This window comes from Burkholderia humptydooensis, assembly GCF_001513745.1.
In the GTDB taxonomy this organism is placed as follows: Bacteria; Pseudomonadota; Gammaproteobacteria; order Burkholderiales; family Burkholderiaceae; genus Burkholderia; species Burkholderia humptydooensis.
On record NZ_CP013380.1, the window covers coordinates 925,323 to 942,010 of the forward strand.

Below are 16,688 nucleotides of genomic sequence, written 5' to 3' on the forward strand. Positions count from 1 at the left end.
GCTCAGGCGGGCGCGCCGCTGCCGGACAGACGCGCCTGCCGCTGATACAGTGCCGTCGACAGCGCGACGCCCGCCGCCGCTGCGACGGCCGCGCACAGGAACACCTGTGGATAGCCGAACGCGCCCGCGACGTAGCCGGCGAGCGGCCCCGTGATCCCGAGCGACAGATCGAGAAACACCGAATACGCGGACAGCGCCGCGCCGCGGCTCGCGGGTGGCACGAGCGCGACCGCCTCGACGCCGAGCGCGGGAAAGATCAGCGCGAAGCCGAAGCCCGTCAGCGCGGCGCCGACGAGCGCGACGTGCGGCACGGGCGCGAGCCACAGCATCAAGAGGCCCGCGCATTCGAAGGCGAACGACACGATCGCCACGCGGAACCCGCCGTGCGTCTTGATCGTGTTCGCGAACAGCAGGCGCGCGCCGATGAACAGCGTGCCGAACACGGTCAGCGACAGCGCGGCATTCGGCCAGTGCCGCGCCGCGTAGTAGAGCGTGATGAACGTCGCGATCGAGCCGAAGCCGGCCGAGCCGAGCGCGAGGCCGAGGCCGTGCGGCAGCACGCGGGTGAACACGCTTGCATACGACATCCGCTCGCCGTGCACGAGCGGCACGGGCGCGATCCGCCGCGCGAGGCAGTAGCCGAGCGCCGCGAGCGCGATCACGAGCACGCCGAGCACCGCGGGAATCAGCGCATGTGAGATCGCGACGCCGACGGGCGCGCCGATCGCGAGCGCGCCGTACGTCGCGATGCCGTTCCACGAGATCACGCGCGCGTTGTGCGCGGGGCCGACGCGGCCGATCCCCCACAGGATCGCGCCCGTGCCGACGAGGCTTTCGCCGACGCCGAGCACGAGCCGGCTCGCGACGAGCAGCGCGATGCTCGCGGCCGGCCAGCGCGCGAACGCGAATGCGCAGAGCAAGAGCGCGCCGCTCGCGCCGCTCGCGGCGAGCCCGCGCAGCACGGTGCGCTTCGGGCCGAGCGTATCCGCGTAGCGGCCGGCGAGCGGCCGAGACGCGAGCGTCGCGAAATACTGCACGCTGATCGCCGCGCCCGCGACGACCGCCGAAAAGCCGAGTTCGTCATGAACGAAGCCCGGCAGCACGGCGAGCGGCAGGCCGATCGTCAGATAGCAGACGAACGTGAACGAGACGACGGAGACGATCTGCAGCGTCGTCGCGAGCGCGCTGCGGGGGGAAGAGGCGGAATCGGCTGACATTGCGGGGACGGAACGAAGGCGAGCATCCGGTTGATGCGAAAGCCGAATTTTTACATGGAACCGGTTTTCCTGCAGGTACCGCTTAGTTAAACCACTGTGCAAGGCGGCATATCGCCGCAGCGATATAAACCGCATGCGCGGCCGGCTATGGGTTCCGGAATTTGACGGTGATAGCGTGCGAAATATGACGACGACGGCCGCGGCGGCGGTCCGCGCGCCGCTTGGGCACCGCTCGGGTGCCGCGCGCCGCCGCCGCGCCGGGTCGTGTCCCCATTTTCGAGAACGACGCAGCGAGAACGATGCAACATGAGTGAGCCGATTCGTTTCTATCATCGCCGGGCGATCCGCGAAGTCAGCGGCGCGGACGTGACCCGCACGGTGCTCCAGTATCTGCGCGAGGACGCGCATTGCACCGGCACGAAGGAAGGCTGCGCGGAAGGCGATTGCGGCGCGTGCACGGTCGTCGTCGGCGAGCTCGCCGACGCGGGCGGCGTCGAGTTCAAGGCGGTCAACGCGTGCATCCAGTTCCTGCCGACGCTCGACGGCCGCGCGCTTTTCACGGTCGAGGACCTGCGCCAGCCGGACGGCGCGCTGCATCCGGTGCAGGACGCGCTCGTCGAATGCCACGGCTCGCAGTGCGGCTTTTGCACGCCGGGCTTCGCGATGTCGATGTGGGCGCTCTACGCGCGGCACGGGCACGACGCGCAGCGCGCCGATCGCACGACGCCGTCGCGCGCTCAGATCGCCGACGCGCTCACCGGCAATCTGTGCCGCTGCACCGGCTACCGGCCGATCGTCGACGCGGCGGTGCGGATGTTCGACGCGCCGCCGCCGAAGGTTCACGTCGACGTCGCCGCGCTCGCGCGCACGCTGGAAGCGCTGCGCCGCGAGGGCACGTTCCACTACGAGCACGCGGGCCGATCGTTCGACGCGCCGCGCACGCTCGACGCGCTCGCGTGGCTGAAGGCCGAGAAGCCCGCCGCGCGCGTGCTCGCGGGCAGCACCGACGTCGGCCTGTGGGTGACGAAACAGTTGCGCGATCTGGGCGACGTGCTCTATGTCGGCCAGGTGCCCGAGCTGCGCCGGATCGCCGAGCGCGACGACTGGATCGAGATCGGCGCGGCCGCGACGCTCGAGGCCGCGTATGCGGCGCTCGCCGCGCATTATCCGGAGCTCGCCGAGATGTGGAAGCGCTTCGCGTCGCTGCCGATCCGCAACGCGGGGACGATCGGCGGCAACGTCGCGAACGGCTCGCCGATCGGCGATGCGATGCCGGGCCTGATCGCGCTCGGCGCGCGGGTCGTGCTGCGCGGCGGCGACGCAACGCGCGAGCTGCCGCTCGAGGCGCTGTATGTCGGCTATCAGAAGAAGGACATGGCCGAGCACGAGCTCGTCGTCGCGCTGAAGGTGCCCAAGCGCACCGGCGCGCGCGCGAACCTGCGCTTTCGCACGTACAAGTTGTCCAAGCGCTTCGATTCCGACATCTCGGCCGTCTGCGCGGCGTTCGCGTTCATCGCCGACGGCGACGCGATCCGCGCGCCGCGCATCGCGTTCGGCGGCATGGCCGCGACGCCGAAGCGCGCATCGCACGCGGAAGCCGCGCTTGCCGACGCCGTATGGGACGAGGCCGCCGCGCTCGCCGCGATGCGCGCGCTCGGTGACGACTACGCGCCGCTCACCGACATGCGCGCGACGAGCGCGTATCGGCTCGAGACCGCGAAGAACCTGCTGTACCGCTTCTGGCTGGAGACCCGCCCGCACGATCCGCTGCCCGCGTCGGCCGTGAACGTGCGCGAAGTCGCCGCCGAGCCGGCCGCCTCCTGACCGATCGACGCCAAGCGGAGCCATCGCATCATGAATCAGCAAGCCGAACCTTTCCTGAGCTTCACCGCCGACGCCGGGCGCGACGCGTTCAAGCAGGTCCACGTGTCGCGGCCGCACGAATCCGCGCATCTGCACGTGAGCGGGCGCGCGACCTACACCGACGACATCCCGCTCGTCGCGGGCACGCTGCACGCGGCGCTCGGCCTGTCCGCGAAGCCGCATGCGAGGATCGTGTCGATGCGGCTCGACGCGGTGCGTGCGGCGGCGGGCGTCGTCGCGGTGCTGACCGCGGCCGACATTCCGGGCGCGAACGATTGCGGGCCGATCGTCCACGACGATCCGGTGCTCGCCGACGGCGTCGTCCAGTACGTCGGGCAGCCGATGTTCGTCGTCGTCGCGGCGTCGCACGATGCCGCGCGCCGCGCCGCGCGTCTCGCGCAGATCGAATACGACGAGCTGCCGGCGATCCTGACCGCGCAGGCCGCGCGCGCGGCCGACTCGTACGTGCTGCCGCCGATGAAGCTCGCGCGCGGCGACGCGCCCGCACGGATCGCGCGCGCCGCGCATCGCGACGCGGGCGAACTCACGTTGGGCGGCCAGGAGCAGTTCTATCTCGAAGGGCAGATCGCGTATGCGGTGCCGAAGGAAGACGGCGCGATGCACGTGTACAGCTCGACGCAGCATCCGAGCGAGATGCAGCATCTCGTCGCGCACGTGCTGGGCCTCGCGTCGCACGACGTGCTCGTCGAATGCCGGCGCATGGGCGGCGGCTTCGGCGGCAAGGAATCGCAATCGGGCCTGTTCGCGTGCTGCGCCGCGCTCGCCGCCTGGAAGCTGCAGCGCCCGGTGAAGCTGCGCCCCGATCGCGACGACGACATGATGATCACCGGCAAGCGGCACGACTTCCATTACCGCTACGACGTCGGCTACGACGACGCGGGCGTGATCGAGGGCGTCTCGGTCGACATGACGTCGCGCTGCGGCTTCTCCGCCGATCTGTCGGGGCCCGTGATGACGCGCGCCGTGTGCCACTTCGACAACGCGTACTGGCTGCCCGACGTGTCGATCGTCGGGCGCTGCGGGAAGACGAACACGCAGTCGAACACCGCGTTTCGCGGCTTCGGCGGCCCGCAGGGCGCGTTCGCGATCGAGTACATCGTCGACAGCGTCGCGCGCGCGCTCGGCCGCGATCCGCTCGACGTGCGCCGCGCGAACCTGTACGGCAAGACCGAGCGCAACGTGACGCCGTACGGGCAGACGATCGAGGACAACGTACTGCCCGAGCTGATCGCCGAGATCGAGGCGACGAGCGCGTATCGCGCGCGCCGCGCGGCGACGCGCGCGTTCAACGCGGCGAGCCCGGTGCTGAAGAAGGGCATCGCCCTCACGCCGGTGAAGTTCGGCATCGCGTTCAACGTCACGCATTTCAACCAGGCGGGCGCGCTCGTCCACATCTACACCGACGGCTCGATCCTCGTGAACCACGGCGGCACCGAGATGGGCCAGGGGCTCAACACGAAGGTCGCGCAGGTCGTCGCGCACGAGCTGGGCGTCGGCTTCGCGCGGATTCGCGTGACGGCGACCGATACGAGCAAGGTCGCGAACACGTCGGCGACCGCGGCGTCGACAGGCTCCGACCTGAACGGCAAGGCCGCGCAGGACGCCGCGCGCCAGTTGCGCGAGCGGCTCGCCGCGTTCGCGGCCGAGCATGTCGGCGGCGGCAACGCGTGCGCGGCCGACGTGCGCTTCGCGCACGACGAGGTGCGCGTCGGCGAGACGGCGGTGCCGTTCGAGGAGCTCGTCGCGCATGCGTATCGCGCGCGCGTGCAGCTCTGGTCGGACGGCTTCTATGCGACGCCGAAGCTGCACTGGGATCAGGCGGCGCTGCGCGGGCGGCCGTTCTTCTATTACGCGTACGGCGCGGCGGTGTCGGAAGTCGTCGTCGACACGCTGACGGGCGAGATGCGCGTGCTGCGCGCGGACGTGCTGCACGACGTCGGCGCGTCGCTGAATCCGGCGCTCGACATCGGGCAGGTGGAGGGCGCGTTCATCCAGGGGATGGGGTGGCTCACGACCGAGGAGCTGTGGTGGAACGACGGCGGCAAGCTGATGACGCACGCGCCGTCGACATACAAGATCCCGACCGTCAACGACTGTCCGCCGGACTTCCGCGTGAAGCTGTTCGACAACCGCAACGGGGAGGACAGCATTCACCGCTCGAAGGCGGTCGGCGAGCCGCCGTTGCTGCTGCCGTTCTCGGTGTTCTTCGCGATCCGCGACGCGATTGCGGCGCTCGGCGATTACGCGATCAATCCGCCGCTCGCCGCGCCCGCGACGGGCGAGTCGATCCTGCGCGCGGTGCAGGCGGTGCGCGCCGCGCGATGCGACGATTGCCGCGACGCGCGAATGCGCAACGCAGAGACGCTGCGAAGCGAATTGAACCGATCCGTATAAACCTGCGCTTTTCAGCGGAACCGGTTTCCGCGAAGATGATCGTCGCTTTCTCCCCGACACCGATCGACACCGACGACGACGAAAACGATGAGACATCCCCTGACGAAGCCCATCGGCGCCGCGCTGCTGGCCGCGGCCGCCGCGCTCGCGCAAGCGCACGCGGCCGAGCTGCACGTGATGAATTCCGGCGGCTTCACGGCCGCGTACAAGTTGCTCGCGCCGAAGTTCGAGGCGGCGACGGGCAATACGCTCGACATCGCGTACGGCCCGTCGATGGGCGCGACGCCGGAGGCGATCCCGAACCGGCTCGCGCGCGGCGAGCCGGCCGACGTCGTGATCATGGTCGGCTATGCGCTCGACAAGCTGATCAGCGAAGGCAAGGTCGATCCGGGCTCGCGCGTCGAGCTCGCGGATTCGCGGATCGGCGCGGTCGTGCGCGCGGGCGAGCCCGTGCCCGACATCGGCACGCTCGGCGCGCTGAAGGCCGCGCTGCTGCAGGCGAAGTCGGTTGCGTACTCGGACAGCGCGAGCGGCGTCTACGTCCAGAACGAGCTCTTCAGGCGGCTCGGCGTCGAGGCCGAGGTCAGGCCGAAGGCGACGATGGTGCCGCGCATTCCGGTTGCGTCGAAGGTCGCCGACGGCGCCTATGCGCTCGGCTTCCAGCAGGTGAGCGAACTGCTGCCGGTGCGGGGCGTGACGTTCGTCGGCAAGATCCCGGAGTCGCTGCAATCGGTGACGCGCTTCGCGGGCGGGATTCCTGTCGGTGCGAAACATCCGCGCGAGGCGCGCGCGCTGCTCGACTATCTGGCGTCCCCCGCGTCGGCCGACGACGTGCGCAAGACGGGCCTCGACCCGGTGCCGGCGCGCTGATTCGTTGCGCCACCGGGGGCGACGCCGCGCATTGCGCCGACCATGCGCCGCGGGAGCCGGTACACTCGTCATCTCGCGCGCCACACGCGCCACACGCCGCTCGCGTCAACGAGGCAGACCCATGCAAGCACATCAACCATATTTCGACGAAGTCGTCGCCGGCTGCGACGCGATCGGCGGCTGGCTCTCGGGCGACGTGTCCGGGCCCGGGGCGCTCGACGCGCTGATGGCGCGCTTCGCGCCGTCTTTCACGATGGTCGGCACCGACGGCGACGTCTACGATCACGCGGCCACGCGCGCGCTGTTCGCGCGGCTCGCCGGCCGCAAGCCCGGCTTGAGGATCACTTTTTCGGAGATGCGCGCGCTCGTCGCGGACGCGGCGCGCGGCGTCGTCAGCTACTGCGAGTTCCAGTCCGACGCGACAGGCGAGCTGCCGACGCGCCGCTCGACCGCCGTGTTCGAGCGCGACCCGCGCACGGGCGCGGTGTGCTGGACGCATCTGCAGGAAACGTTCTGCGCGAAGTGAGCCGTTCGCGATTCGGCGATGCGTGCATCGGCGAACGGGCGGCGCGCGGCGCAGCCAGCGACGGCTCGATGCTGATCGCATCGGCCATCACGCCGACCACCGGCAGCTACCGCCGCTTCCCCCGCGCCGTCAATTCCGCCGACACATCGGCCATCAGCGCGCCCAGCCAGTCGACGTCGGTCGGCCGATCGGGCGCCGGGTGCCGGAGCTGATAGCACCGGATGCGCGGAAACGGCACGGGCGGTGCGACGACGACGAGCGGCAGCAGTTGCGCGTAATGGAGCGCGAAGCGGCGCGTCGTCGTGAAGATCAGATCCGATTGCAGCAGCACCTGCGGTACGAGCCCGAAGTACGGCAGCGTCGCGGCAACGCGCCGCGCGATGCCTGCCCGCGCGAGGCCGAGCTCGATCGCGTTGTGCCGCGCGCCGATGTACGGCGCGGGCGCGAGATGCACGGCGTTCGCATACGCGTCGCGCGTGAGCGGCGCGCGCGCGAGCGGATGGTCGTGCCGCATCAGGCAGACAACGGTGTCCGAGAACAGGTCGGTGCGCACGAAGCGCGGATCGGGCTTCGGCCAGTTGCCGATCACGAGATCGAGCGCGCCCGAATCGAGCGCGGCCGCGTGATCGAGCGACGGATTCAGCGAATCGATCTCGATGCGCGCGTGCGGCGCGGCCGCGCGAAAGCGCGCGACGAGCGTCGGCATGAAGAAGTCGTTCAGATAGTCGGGCGCGGCGATCCGGAACGTGCGGCGCGCGGTATCGGGATCGAACGGGCCGTGCGGCGTCGAGACGAAGTCGACGTCGCGCAGCGCGCGCTCGGCCGCGTCGAGAAGCGACGCGCCGTACTCGGTCGGCACCATGCCCGTCTTGCCGCGCACGAGGAGCGGGTCGCCGAGCGCGTCGCGCAGCTTGCGCAGCGCGGCGCTGATCGCGGGCTGGGTCTGGTTCAGGCGCAGCGCGGCCTGCGTCACGCTGCGCTCGACGAGCAGCGTGCGCAGCACGCGCACGAGCCAGATGTCGAGCGACGCGGCGCGCTCCTGATCCGGTCGCATCGGTGGCGGGGAAGGCAACATCAGGCGCGCTCGCCGCGCGTCGCGCGAGCGCGGGGCGGCGAGGCGGACAGCGTCATGCGAGCCCGGACGGCAGCGTGCTGATGCGCCTGACTTCACTCGATTCGAGCCAGCTCGGCGTGCGCGCGCAATAGAGCAGCATCGGCAGCGCGTCCTCGCCCCAGAACAGTTGGCGGTTCAGCCAGAACGTCGGCACGCCGAATACGCCGAGGGAGATCGCGTCGTCGGTGTTGCGGCGCAGTTGCGCGCGCGTTTCGTCCGACGTGAGCCGGTCGTCGTCGTGCGCGATGCCGACGCGGCCGCACAGCTCGGCGAAGTTGTCGGGCGTGGACGGATCGCGCCCCTCGCGCCAGATGAAGCGGAAGATCTCGCGGATCGCCTGGACGTCCGAATCGAGCGCGATCGCGAGCAGCAGCGCGCGCGTCGAATCGAACGGATGCGCGGGCGGCATCCTGAACGGGATGCCGAGCTGCTCGGCGCGAAAGAGCGCGTGCCGGTAGATGAAGACGCGCTTCGCGGGCACGCCGGACGCGGGGCGCTGGCCCCAGTGGCGATGCAGTTCGGCGAGTGCCACCGGCGTGAGCGCGAACGCGATGCCGGGCCATTTGTCGTGTTGCTCCAGCAGCAGATACGAGAACGGCGACAGGAAGTCGTAGAACCATATCGGCTGGGAGGCGTCGAGGCCGACGGTCATGGAGAGTCTCCTGAGGAATAGGACGCAACGCGCGGCCTCTTTGTTGAATGTTACGCGGCGGCGTGGGCAAATGCAGCCGTCGCGACGGATTTTCGGCTCAAGCGTCGCCCGACGCTCGCGTGCCGGCGGGCGGCGCGTCGGCGGCTTTCGGCGCGGCCGCGGCGGGCTGCGGCGTCTCGTGCTCGCGCGCGAGCAGCCGCTCGCGGACGAAGCCGATGTGCTCGCGCAGCACGTAGAACTGGCCGGCGTACGCAAGCGGCATCTTCATCCGGTTGACCGATTCCTCGACGTCGTCGAGCTTGTCGAGCAGCACGATGCGCTCTTGCGCGGTGTGCTCGCCGAGCGCGCTGCGCTCGAGCGCGATGAGCGCGCCGTACCACCGGTAGATCCGCGAGCGCACGCGCCAGCCGTACAGCGCCGGCACGAGCCGCAGCCCCGGAATCAGCACGACGATGAGCGGCACGACGATGAAGAGCAGCCGGTCGACGAGGCTCGCCACCCAGAACGGCAGCTTCCGGTACAGGAACGTCTTGCCCGACTTGTAGTAGCGCGCGGCGTCGTCGGACAACAGGAAGCTGCTGTGCGTGACGGGCGATGGAAATTCGCCCGCGCGCTGCAGGATCGTCGCGCGGCCGTGCACTTCGCGCGCGGCCTCGATGAGCAGGTCCGACAGCGCGGGATGCAGCGTGTCGCGCGCGATCAGCTCGACGGTCGGCGACAGCGTGTGGATGTCCGACGGCGGCAGGTTCGTGCCCGGATCGTAGACGCCCATCGGCAGCGTGATGTCGGTGAGGTACGGGAAGCGCCGCGTGTACGCCTCGGCCTGCGCAAACGAATAGAAATGCACGCCGGGCGCGCGGAACAGCTTCGCCATCACGGGAATCTGCGTCGAGTCGCCGGACAGGAACGCCGCGTCGATGCGGCCTTCCGTCAGCGCGCGCGCGGCGTCCTCGCCGGACAGCGGCAGCAGCGCGGTCGGGCCGCCCGGCGCGATGCCGTTCATCTTCAGGAGCGCGAGGCCGAGCTCGTGCGCGCCCGCGCCCTCGGCCCCGAGCGCGAGCCGCTTGCCCTTGAACTGCGACAGCCGCTCGATCACGGGCCCGCGATAGAGGATCGCGAGCGGCACGTAGCCGACGCTGCCGAGCGACACGAGATCCTCGTGCTTTTCCTTCTGCTCGATGCCGCTCTGCACGAAGCCGACGTCGACCTTGCGCGCCGGGTCCGACAGCCGCGCGAGATTTTCGGCCGAGCCCTCGGATTCGAGCACGTCGAGCATCACGCCGTTCTTCGCGAGGATCTGCTTGTAGCGCTGCGCCGCGCGCCAGTTCGTGCTGCCGGGCGGGCCCGCGGAGATCGTGAGCGACGTCGGCGGCGCGGGCTGGATCAGCGCGATCGCGAGCCAGATCGCGGCGATCGACAGCACGACGGTCGGCCCGATCGACATCGCGAGATCGCGCCACGACACCGCGACGAAGCGGGCGACGATGCGATGCGGCCGGTGGCGGCGGGTGGGTTCTGGCTTCATGAGGCTGACGGCAGGCGATCTGTTCGCGGCGATGGTACCCGAGTTCGGCGCCGCTGCGGCAGCGCCGCGCCGCAGCACGAGAACTTGGCGCGCATGCGCACTGTGGATTACATTGTGCAGGGCGCGCCGCGCGTTCGCGTTCAGCTATCGAACGCGGCCGCGCGGACGCCCTTTTTGCGCGGCCACGCCCGGCGCGACGCGGCCCGGTTCCGGGCCGGCGCTTTTCCCGCAACATCTCGCGCAGCCGTCGTGCGGCGTCGCGCGACGCCGCATCGCGGTCCGTTCATGACCGAGCATCGCCTGCTGTCGCGGTTCCCGTCGAAACAACCAGAACCAGGAGAACGCATGAAACCGATCGTATCGAAGGCTGTCGCAGGCATGATCGTCGCGGCGCTCGCATGCGGCAACGCACTCGCTCAGGGGAGCGACGCCGCGCCCGAGGCGAGCGCGCCCGCCGCCGCGCAGAACGCGTCGAAGGCCGCCGCGAAGACCGCGCGCAAGTCGAACCGCAAGCTCGGCTACGCGGTGCGCAAGGCGATCTCGAAGGCGAACGGCGTGAATGTGTCGAACATCACGGTACGCACGAAAGGCGGAATCGTGACGCTCGAGGGCTCGGTGCCGGACGCGTCGCAGATCGACAAGGCGGTCGAGGCGGCGAAGGGCGTCGCGGGCGTCGTGTCGGTCGACAACAAGCTGTCCGTGCAGCCGCAGTGACGGCGAGGCGCGGGCGGCGCAGCGACGCCGCCCGCCGCGCGCGCCGGCCGTGCCTGGGCGCGGCGCGCGCCGCCCGGCGAGCGGGCGATTCGACCCAATCAGGCAGACTGGGGGCAACAATGACGACGATCAGGGGCGGATCGAGGCGCGCGCCGATGCTGGCGCTCGCGCTTCTCGGCGGCGTGCTGCTCGGCGCGTGCCACAGCGACGACAACGCGCAGGTGAACGCGCTGCCCGGCTTCGTTTCGGGCAGCGTGCGCAAGACGACCTACGACGGCGCGAGCGATGATCTGCTGACGGCGGGGCTCGGCAAGACGGGCCTCGGCAGCGATACGCGGCCGGGCTTCGCGAATCCGGCGCAACCGAGCGCGGCGGAGCTGCGGCGCCTTGCGATCTACTCGAACTACCGGGCGCTCGTCGACATCACGCCGAACGGCGGCTACGGGCGCTTCTGGGGGCCGAACGTCGACCTCGCGGGCAACGACACGCTCGGCGAAGGCAAGATTCCCGGCACCGAATATCTCGCGTACTCCGACGACGGCAGCGGCCGCAAGAACGTCACGCTGCTCGTGCAGGTGCCGGCGAGCTTCGATCCGGCGAATCCGTGCATCGTGACGGCGACGGCGTCAGGCTCGCGCGGCGTCTACGGCGCGATCGCCGCGGCGGGCGAGTGGGGCCTGAAGCGGGGCTGCGCGGTTGCGTACAACGACAAGGGCGGCGGCAACGGCGCGCACGAGATCGGCACGGGGCTCGTCACGCTGATCGACGGCACGCTTGCGAACGCGTCGAGCGCGGGCAGCGCGAGCCTCTTCACCGCGAGCGAGTCGAGCAACATGCTCGCCGCGTTCAACAGCGCGTTTCCGAACCGCTACGCATACAAGCACGCGCATTCGCAGCAGAATCCCGAGCAGGACTGGGGGCGCGTGACGCTGCAGGCGGTCGAGTTCGCGTACTGGGCGCTGAACGAGCAGTTCGGCCCCGTCGTCGACATCACGCAGCACGGCATCCGCTATCGGCCGGGCGATATCACGACGATCGCCGCATCGGTCAGCAACGGCGGCGGGTCGGCGCTCGCGGCGGCCGAGCAGGACACGCGCGGCTGGATCACCGCGGTCGTCGTCGGCGAGCCGCAGATCAACGTGCGCCTTACGCCCGGCGTGACGGTCGAGCAGGGCGGCGCGAGAGTGCCGTCGTTCGGCCGGCCGCTTGCCGATTACGCGACGCTCGCGAACCTGCTGCAACCGTGCGCGGCGGCGGCCATCGCCGCGACGGGCGCGCCTTACCTCAGCGCGCTGCCCGTCGGCGTCACGCAGGCGATCCGCACGCAGCGCTGCGCGACGCTCGCGGCGGCCGGGCTCGTGTCGGGCGCCGATACGGCGACCCAGGCGAGCGACGCGCTCGCGCAACTGCATGCGGCCGGCTACCTCGCGGACTCCGACCTGCTTCAGGCGCCGATGTGGGATTCGCAGGCGATTCCGGCGATCGCGGTTACGTATGCGAACGCTTACACGCGCTCGCGCGTCACCGATAACCTCTGCAACTTCAGCTTCGCGACGACGAACCCGGCGACGGGCGCCGTTGCCCCGCCCGTCGCGTCGCCGATGACGAGCCTGTTCGGCGCGGGCAACGGCGTGCCGCCGACGAACGGGATCAATCTCGTGTTCAACGGCGCGTCGGGCGGCGTCGACCACCGGCTCGCGACGCCGGACGCGAGCTTCGCGGGCGCGTTTTGCCTGCGCCAGCTATGGACCGCGAGCCAGCTCGGCATCGGCGCGAACGTCGATGCGGTGCGTGTGGCCGCGAATCTGCAGCACAAGCCGGCTATCATCGTGCATGGCCGCAGCGACGCGCTCGTGCCCGTCAATCACGCGTCGCGCGCGTATGTCGCGCAAAACAGCGCGACCGAGGGCAGCGCGAGCCAGCTTGCGTTCTACGAAGTGACGAACGGCCAGCACTTCGACGCGTTCCTGGCGGTGCCCGGCTTCGACACGCGCTTCGTGCCGGTTCACTATTACGACGAGCAGGCGCTCAACCTGATGTGGAATCACCTGAAGAACGGCGCGCCGCTGCCGCCGTCGCAGGTGATTCGCACGGTGCCGCGCGGCGGCGTGCCGGGCGCCGCGCCCGCGCTGTCGACGGCGAATCTGCCGCCGATCGTCCAGTCGCCGGGCGCGAACGCGATCATCGTGAACGCGGGCGTGATCGACGTGCCGCTCTGACGCGCCGCGCACACTCGCTGGCCGCGACGGCCGGCCTGCACGCACGTGCGGCCGGCCGTTTTTCATTGGCCGGCGAGCATCCGCCGCATCGGCGCGATTCGCCGGTTCCGCTGTAACAAATTCTTACTTTACGTTGCGGGCGGGCGCTTCTAATATGCGCCGGTATTTGATCGCATTTTTAAAAATTACAGGCGACTCATGCATTTCAGTTTTATTAAATAATACTTTCGAAAACATTTTTTGGTCTTCGAAAAATCGAACTGAATTTCCGTTATTCGATTAATTGAAAATCGAAGGGGAGATTATTTTTCTGGAAACAATGTGCGCGGCCGCCCGCGCTGCGCGCAGGGGCGGGCTTGTCTACTCGGAACGCAGGGGGCGTCCCGCACGATCGGTATTGCGCTTGCCGATTTTATTCTGGAATTGATTCCAGTGCGTCGAGCCGGAAATACGGGCGGGTAAATAATTCCGTGCGCTGATGCCGCGCATGGAGAAAATGCTCGGGGTGCGCGTCGCATAACGGTCGCATTCCTGGCGAAGCGCGTCGATGAAATCATCCGTTTCAATCGGCGGAATTTATCGTTCTATTCGAGAGGGCAATAATGAAGATACAGAAGTCCTTGAAAGACGGTTTCGCGCTCGGATTGTTCAGGGTGGCACGGCCGGTCGCCGCTGCCGCGCTGGCCGCGCTGCTCGTCGCCGCATGCGGCGGCGATGACGGCGGCGGCGCCAGCCCGTCGCTCGCGGCAGCGAACGTCGCGAACACGAACACGTCGGCGAACGCGACGACCAACGCCGCGCTGCCGCCGGATCAGCCGTATATCGACAACGACGTCTACGGCACCGGACCGAACGATTCAGTCACCGACGCGACGGAAGGCACGGCGGTCGTGCACCGGCAGGTGAAGATCGGCGACCAGATCCTCACCTACACGGCGACGGCCGGCCACCTCGTGACGATCGATCCGATCACGTCGAAGCCGAACGCGAAGATGTTCTACGTCGCGTACACGCTTGACAATCCGAATCCGGGCAAGCCGCGCCCCGTCACGTTCTTCTACAACGGCGGCCCGGGCTCGTCGTCGGTGTACCTGCTGCTCGGCTCGTTCGGGCCGAAGCGTCTGCAGTCGTCGTTCCCGAACTTCACGCCGCCCGCGCCGTACCGGTTGCGCGACAACCCCGAGAGCCTGCTCGACCGCTCGGACCTCGTGTTCATCAACCCGGTCGGCACCGGCTACTCGGCCGCGATCGCACCGGCGAAGAACAAGGACTTCTGGGGCGTCGACCAGGACGCGCACTCGATCGACCGCTTCATCCAGCGCTACCTGACGAAGTACGCGCGCTGGAACTCGCCGAAATTCCTGTTCGGCGAATCGTATGGCACGGCGCGCAGCGCGGTGACGTCGTGGGTGCTGCATGAGGACGGCATCGAGCTGAACGGGATCACGCTGCAGTCGTCGATCCTCGACTACTCGAACGCGGTGAGCGCGATCGGCATCTTCCCGACGCTCGCGGCCGATGCGTTCTACTGGAACAAGACGACCGTCAGCCCGAAACCGGCCGATCTGGACGCGTACATGGCGCAGGCGCGCAACTACGCGGACAACGTGCTCACGCCGCTCGCGCAGGCGCCGAATCCGCAGGACGGCGGCTTCGTCAACGTGCGGCTGAACCTGAACCTCGCGGCCGCGCAGCAGATGGGCGCGTACATCGGCACCGATCCGGTCTCGCTGATCCAGACGTTCGGCAATCCGGCCGCGCTCGGCAACGTGCCTTCGTCCGACGACAACCCGCCGTACACGTTCTTCCTGACGCTCGTGCCGGGCATCCAGATCGGCCAGTACGACGGACGCGCGAACTACACGGGCAAGGGCATCGCGCCGTACATCCTGCCGAACTCGGGCAGCAACGATCCGTCGATCAGCAACGTCGGCGGCGCGTACACGGTGCTGTGGAACGACTACATCAACAACGACCTGAAGTACGTGTCGACATCGTCGTTCGTCGATCTGAACGACCAGGTGTTCAACAACTGGGACTTCAGCCACACGGACCCGACGGGCGCGAACCGCGGCGGCGGCAACACGCTGTATACGGCGGGCGATCTCGCCGCGACGATGAGCCTGAACCCGGACCTGAAGGTGCTGTCGGCGAACGGCTATTTCGACGCGGTGACGCCGTTCCACCAGACCGAGCTCACGCTCGCGCAGATGCCGCTCGATCCGGCGATCAAGTCGGCGAACCTGACGATGAAATACTATCCGTCGGGTCACATGATCTATCTGAACGATCACTCGCGGATCGCGATGAAGGCGGATCTCGCGACGTTCTACGACGGCATCCTCACGGACCGCAAGGCGCTGCAACGCGTGCTGCTGCGTCAGCAGAAGGCGCTGCAGTTGAAGCAGCAGAAGCAACAGCAAGAGCAAGAGCAGTGATGCGAGGCTAGCCGTTTTCGGCCGCGCCGCCCGCCGCCCGCCCGCCGCCGTCACGCGGCGGCAAGCGGCAGCAAGCGGCGCGGTTCACACAAACGGCGGCTTCGCGGCGATCTTCGCCTCGCGCGCGCATGGCGCTCGCGAGGCGTTTTTTTTGCGATGGTGCGGCGGTTCGCCGGCGGCGTCGAGCGGGGTGAACGACGCGAAGGGGCGAAGGGGCGAAGGACGGCGGCGAGGCGCGCACGCGCCGCACGCCGGCGAACGCTGCTTGGCGCGCCGCCGTGCGTCAGGACAGCACGAGCTTCGCGCCGACCGCGACGAGTGTCGTCGCGAGAAGCCGGCGCAGCAGCCCTTCGGGCGCGCGCGCCGACAGATGGCTGCCGACGACGATGCCGGGCACCGATCCGATCAGCAGCGAAACCAGCATCGACCAGTCGACCGAGCCGAGCATCCAGTGCCCGACGCCCGCGACGAGCGTGAGCGGGACCGCGTGCGCGATGTCGGAGCCGACGATGCGCGTCGTCGACAGCGCCGGGTACAACAGCAGCAGGACCGTCACGCCGATCGCGCCCGCGCCGACCGAGGTCAGCGACACGAGCACGCCGAGCACGGCGCCCGTGAGCACGGTCGCGGCGAGCGTGCGCGCCGGGCTGGGCGGCAGCGCGCGCGTGCGCTTCGCGGCGAACGCGGCGAGCTGCGGGCGGAACAGCAGCGACAGCGACGTGAGCAGCAGCGCGGCGCCGAGCACGAACTGGATCATCCGGCTGGTTTCCTGCGAGTGCATGCCGTGCGAATGCAGGAACCATAGCGTGATCGCGGCGGCGGGCACGCTGCCCGCCGCGAGGCGCCCGGTGATCCGCCATTCGACCGTGCCCTTGAGCCCGTGCACGAAGGTGCCCGTCGCCTTCGTGATCGCCGCGTAGAGCAGGTCCGTGCCGACCGCCGTCGCCGGGTGGACGTTGAACAGCAGCACGAGGATCGGCGTCATCAGCGAGCCGCCGCCGACGCCCGTCAAGCCGACGAGAAAACCGACGAAGAGTCCGGACAGGGAGTACAACAGATCGATATGGGGCAACGACATCGGCGGAGAGCGTTAGGCGTTTGAAAGCGACGGCGCGAAGTGAATCCGCCATTGTCG

12 protein-coding genes and 1 pseudogene are annotated in these 16,688 nt (G+C 69.3%); 7 read left to right on the plus strand and 6 right to left on the minus strand.

Annotation, left to right across the window (positions count from 1 at the left end):
• Positions 1 to 2 precede the first annotated feature (2 nt).
• Positions 3 to 1,217, minus strand: coding sequence for an MFS transporter (locus AQ610_RS04260; RefSeq protein ID WP_006025464.1), 1,215 nt, complete (start codon positions 1,215 to 1,217; stop codon positions 3 to 5).
• Between the two features lie 86 nt (positions 1,218 to 1,303).
• Positions 1,304 to 1,550: pseudogene (locus tag AQ610_RS38320) on the minus strand (hypothetical protein).
• On the opposite strand from AQ610_RS38320, the gene xdhA reads away from it, so the two are divergent.
• The 4 genes from xdhA (at position 1,524) to AQ610_RS04280 (ending at position 6,891) form a co-directional block, all read left to right on the plus strand.
• A complete protein-coding gene (xdhA, locus tag AQ610_RS04265; RefSeq protein WP_006025465.1) occupies positions 1,524 to 3,041 on the plus strand; it encodes a xanthine dehydrogenase small subunit in 1,518 nt (505 codons plus the stop codon). The pseudogene AQ610_RS38320 and the gene xdhA sit on opposite strands and share 27 nt — an antisense overlap.
• Positions 3,042 to 3,071: 30 nt before the next feature.
• A complete protein-coding gene (gene xdhB, locus AQ610_RS04270) occupies positions 3,072 to 5,495 on the plus strand; it encodes a xanthine dehydrogenase molybdopterin binding subunit (RefSeq protein ID WP_006025466.1) in 2,424 nt (807 codons plus the stop codon).
• An 87-nt stretch (positions 5,496 to 5,582) separates the two neighbouring features.
• A complete protein-coding gene (locus AQ610_RS04275; protein ID WP_006025467.1) occupies positions 5,583 to 6,365 on the plus strand; it encodes a substrate-binding domain-containing protein in 783 nt (260 codons plus the stop codon).
• A 121-nt stretch (positions 6,366 to 6,486) separates the two neighbouring features.
• Complete coding sequence (locus tag AQ610_RS04280) at positions 6,487 to 6,891, plus strand: nuclear transport factor 2 family protein (RefSeq protein WP_006025468.1); 405 nt, start codon at positions 6,487 to 6,489, stop codon at positions 6,889 to 6,891.
• Between the two features lie 106 nt (positions 6,892 to 6,997).
• Here AQ610_RS04280 and AQ610_RS04285 read toward each other — a convergent pair whose 3' ends face one another.
• The 3 genes from AQ610_RS04285 to AQ610_RS04295 form a co-directional block, all read right to left on the minus strand.
• Complete coding sequence (locus tag AQ610_RS04285) at positions 6,998 to 7,945, minus strand: LysR family transcriptional regulator (RefSeq protein ID WP_006025469.1); 948 nt, start codon at positions 7,943 to 7,945, stop codon at positions 6,998 to 7,000.
• A gap of 73 nt (positions 7,946 to 8,018) precedes the next feature.
• Complete coding sequence (locus AQ610_RS04290) at positions 8,019 to 8,657, minus strand: 2-hydroxychromene-2-carboxylate isomerase (protein WP_006025470.1); 639 nt, start codon at positions 8,655 to 8,657, stop codon at positions 8,019 to 8,021.
• Positions 8,658 to 8,754: 97 nt separating this feature from the next.
• Complete coding sequence (locus AQ610_RS04295) at positions 8,755 to 10,182, minus strand: TAXI family TRAP transporter solute-binding subunit (protein WP_006025471.1); 1,428 nt, start codon at positions 10,180 to 10,182, stop codon at positions 8,755 to 8,757.
• A 345-nt stretch (positions 10,183 to 10,527) separates the two neighbouring features.
• Between AQ610_RS04295 and AQ610_RS04300 the strand changes: the two genes are divergently transcribed.
• The 3 genes from AQ610_RS04300 to AQ610_RS04310 all read left to right on the plus strand — a co-directional run bounded on the left by AQ610_RS04300 (position 10,528) and on the right by AQ610_RS04310 (position 15,553).
• Positions 10,528 to 10,896 (plus strand): BON domain-containing protein, encoded by a 369-nt coding sequence (locus tag AQ610_RS04300; RefSeq protein ID WP_009913409.1) that lies wholly within the window; start codon positions 10,528 to 10,530, stop codon positions 10,894 to 10,896.
• 119 nt (positions 10,897 to 11,015) lie between these two features.
• Positions 11,016 to 13,115, plus strand: coding sequence for a D-(-)-3-hydroxybutyrate oligomer hydrolase (locus AQ610_RS04305; protein ID WP_043282319.1), 2,100 nt, complete (start codon positions 11,016 to 11,018; stop codon positions 13,113 to 13,115).
• 602 nt (positions 13,116 to 13,717) lie between these two features.
• Positions 13,718 to 15,553 carry a S10 family peptidase gene (locus AQ610_RS04310; RefSeq protein ID WP_006025474.1) on the plus strand — a complete coding sequence of 612 codons (1,836 nt, stop codon included), beginning with the start codon at positions 13,718 to 13,720 and terminating at the stop codon, positions 15,551 to 15,553.
• Positions 15,554 to 15,836: 283 nt separating this feature from the next.
• On the opposite strand, the gene AQ610_RS04315 is transcribed toward AQ610_RS04310, so the two are convergent.
• Complete coding sequence (locus AQ610_RS04315; RefSeq protein ID WP_009913406.1) at positions 15,837 to 16,631, minus strand: sulfite exporter TauE/SafE family protein; 795 nt, start codon at positions 16,629 to 16,631, stop codon at positions 15,837 to 15,839.
• Positions 16,632 to 16,688: the final 57 nt, after the last annotated feature.

What these genes read in the sequence shown, in the direction of transcription:
- AQ610_RS04260 (WP_006025464.1), bottom strand. Translation starts at nt 1,217, where the DNA reads ATGTCAGCCGATTCCGCCTCTTCCCCCCGCAGCGCGCTCGCGACGACG.
- xdhA (WP_006025465.1), top strand. Translation starts at nt 1,524, where the DNA reads ATGAGTGAGCCGATTCGTTTCTATCATCGCCGGGCGATCCGCGAAGTC.
- xdhB (WP_006025466.1), top strand. Translation starts at nt 3,072, where the DNA reads ATGAATCAGCAAGCCGAACCTTTCCTGAGCTTCACCGCCGACGCCGGG.
- AQ610_RS04275 (WP_006025467.1), top strand. Translation starts at nt 5,583, where the DNA reads ATGAGACATCCCCTGACGAAGCCCATCGGCGCCGCGCTGCTGGCCGCG.
- AQ610_RS04280 (WP_006025468.1), top strand. Translation starts at nt 6,487, where the DNA reads ATGCAAGCACATCAACCATATTTCGACGAAGTCGTCGCCGGCTGCGAC.
- AQ610_RS04285 (WP_006025469.1), bottom strand. Translation starts at nt 7,945, where the DNA reads ATGCGACCGGATCAGGAGCGCGCCGCGTCGCTCGACATCTGGCTCGTG.
- AQ610_RS04290 (WP_006025470.1), bottom strand. Translation starts at nt 8,657, where the DNA reads ATGACCGTCGGCCTCGACGCCTCCCAGCCGATATGGTTCTACGACTTC.
- AQ610_RS04295 (WP_006025471.1), bottom strand. Translation starts at nt 10,182, where the DNA reads ATGAAGCCAGAACCCACCCGCCGCCACCGGCCGCATCGCATCGTCGCC.
- AQ610_RS04300 (WP_009913409.1), top strand. Translation starts at nt 10,528, where the DNA reads ATGAAACCGATCGTATCGAAGGCTGTCGCAGGCATGATCGTCGCGGCG.
- AQ610_RS04305 (WP_043282319.1), top strand. Translation starts at nt 11,016, where the DNA reads ATGACGACGATCAGGGGCGGATCGAGGCGCGCGCCGATGCTGGCGCTC.
- AQ610_RS04310 (WP_006025474.1), top strand. Translation starts at nt 13,718, where the DNA reads ATGAAGATACAGAAGTCCTTGAAAGACGGTTTCGCGCTCGGATTGTTC.
- AQ610_RS04315 (WP_009913406.1), bottom strand. Translation starts at nt 16,631, where the DNA reads ATGTCGTTGCCCCATATCGATCTGTTGTACTCCCTGTCCGGACTCTTC.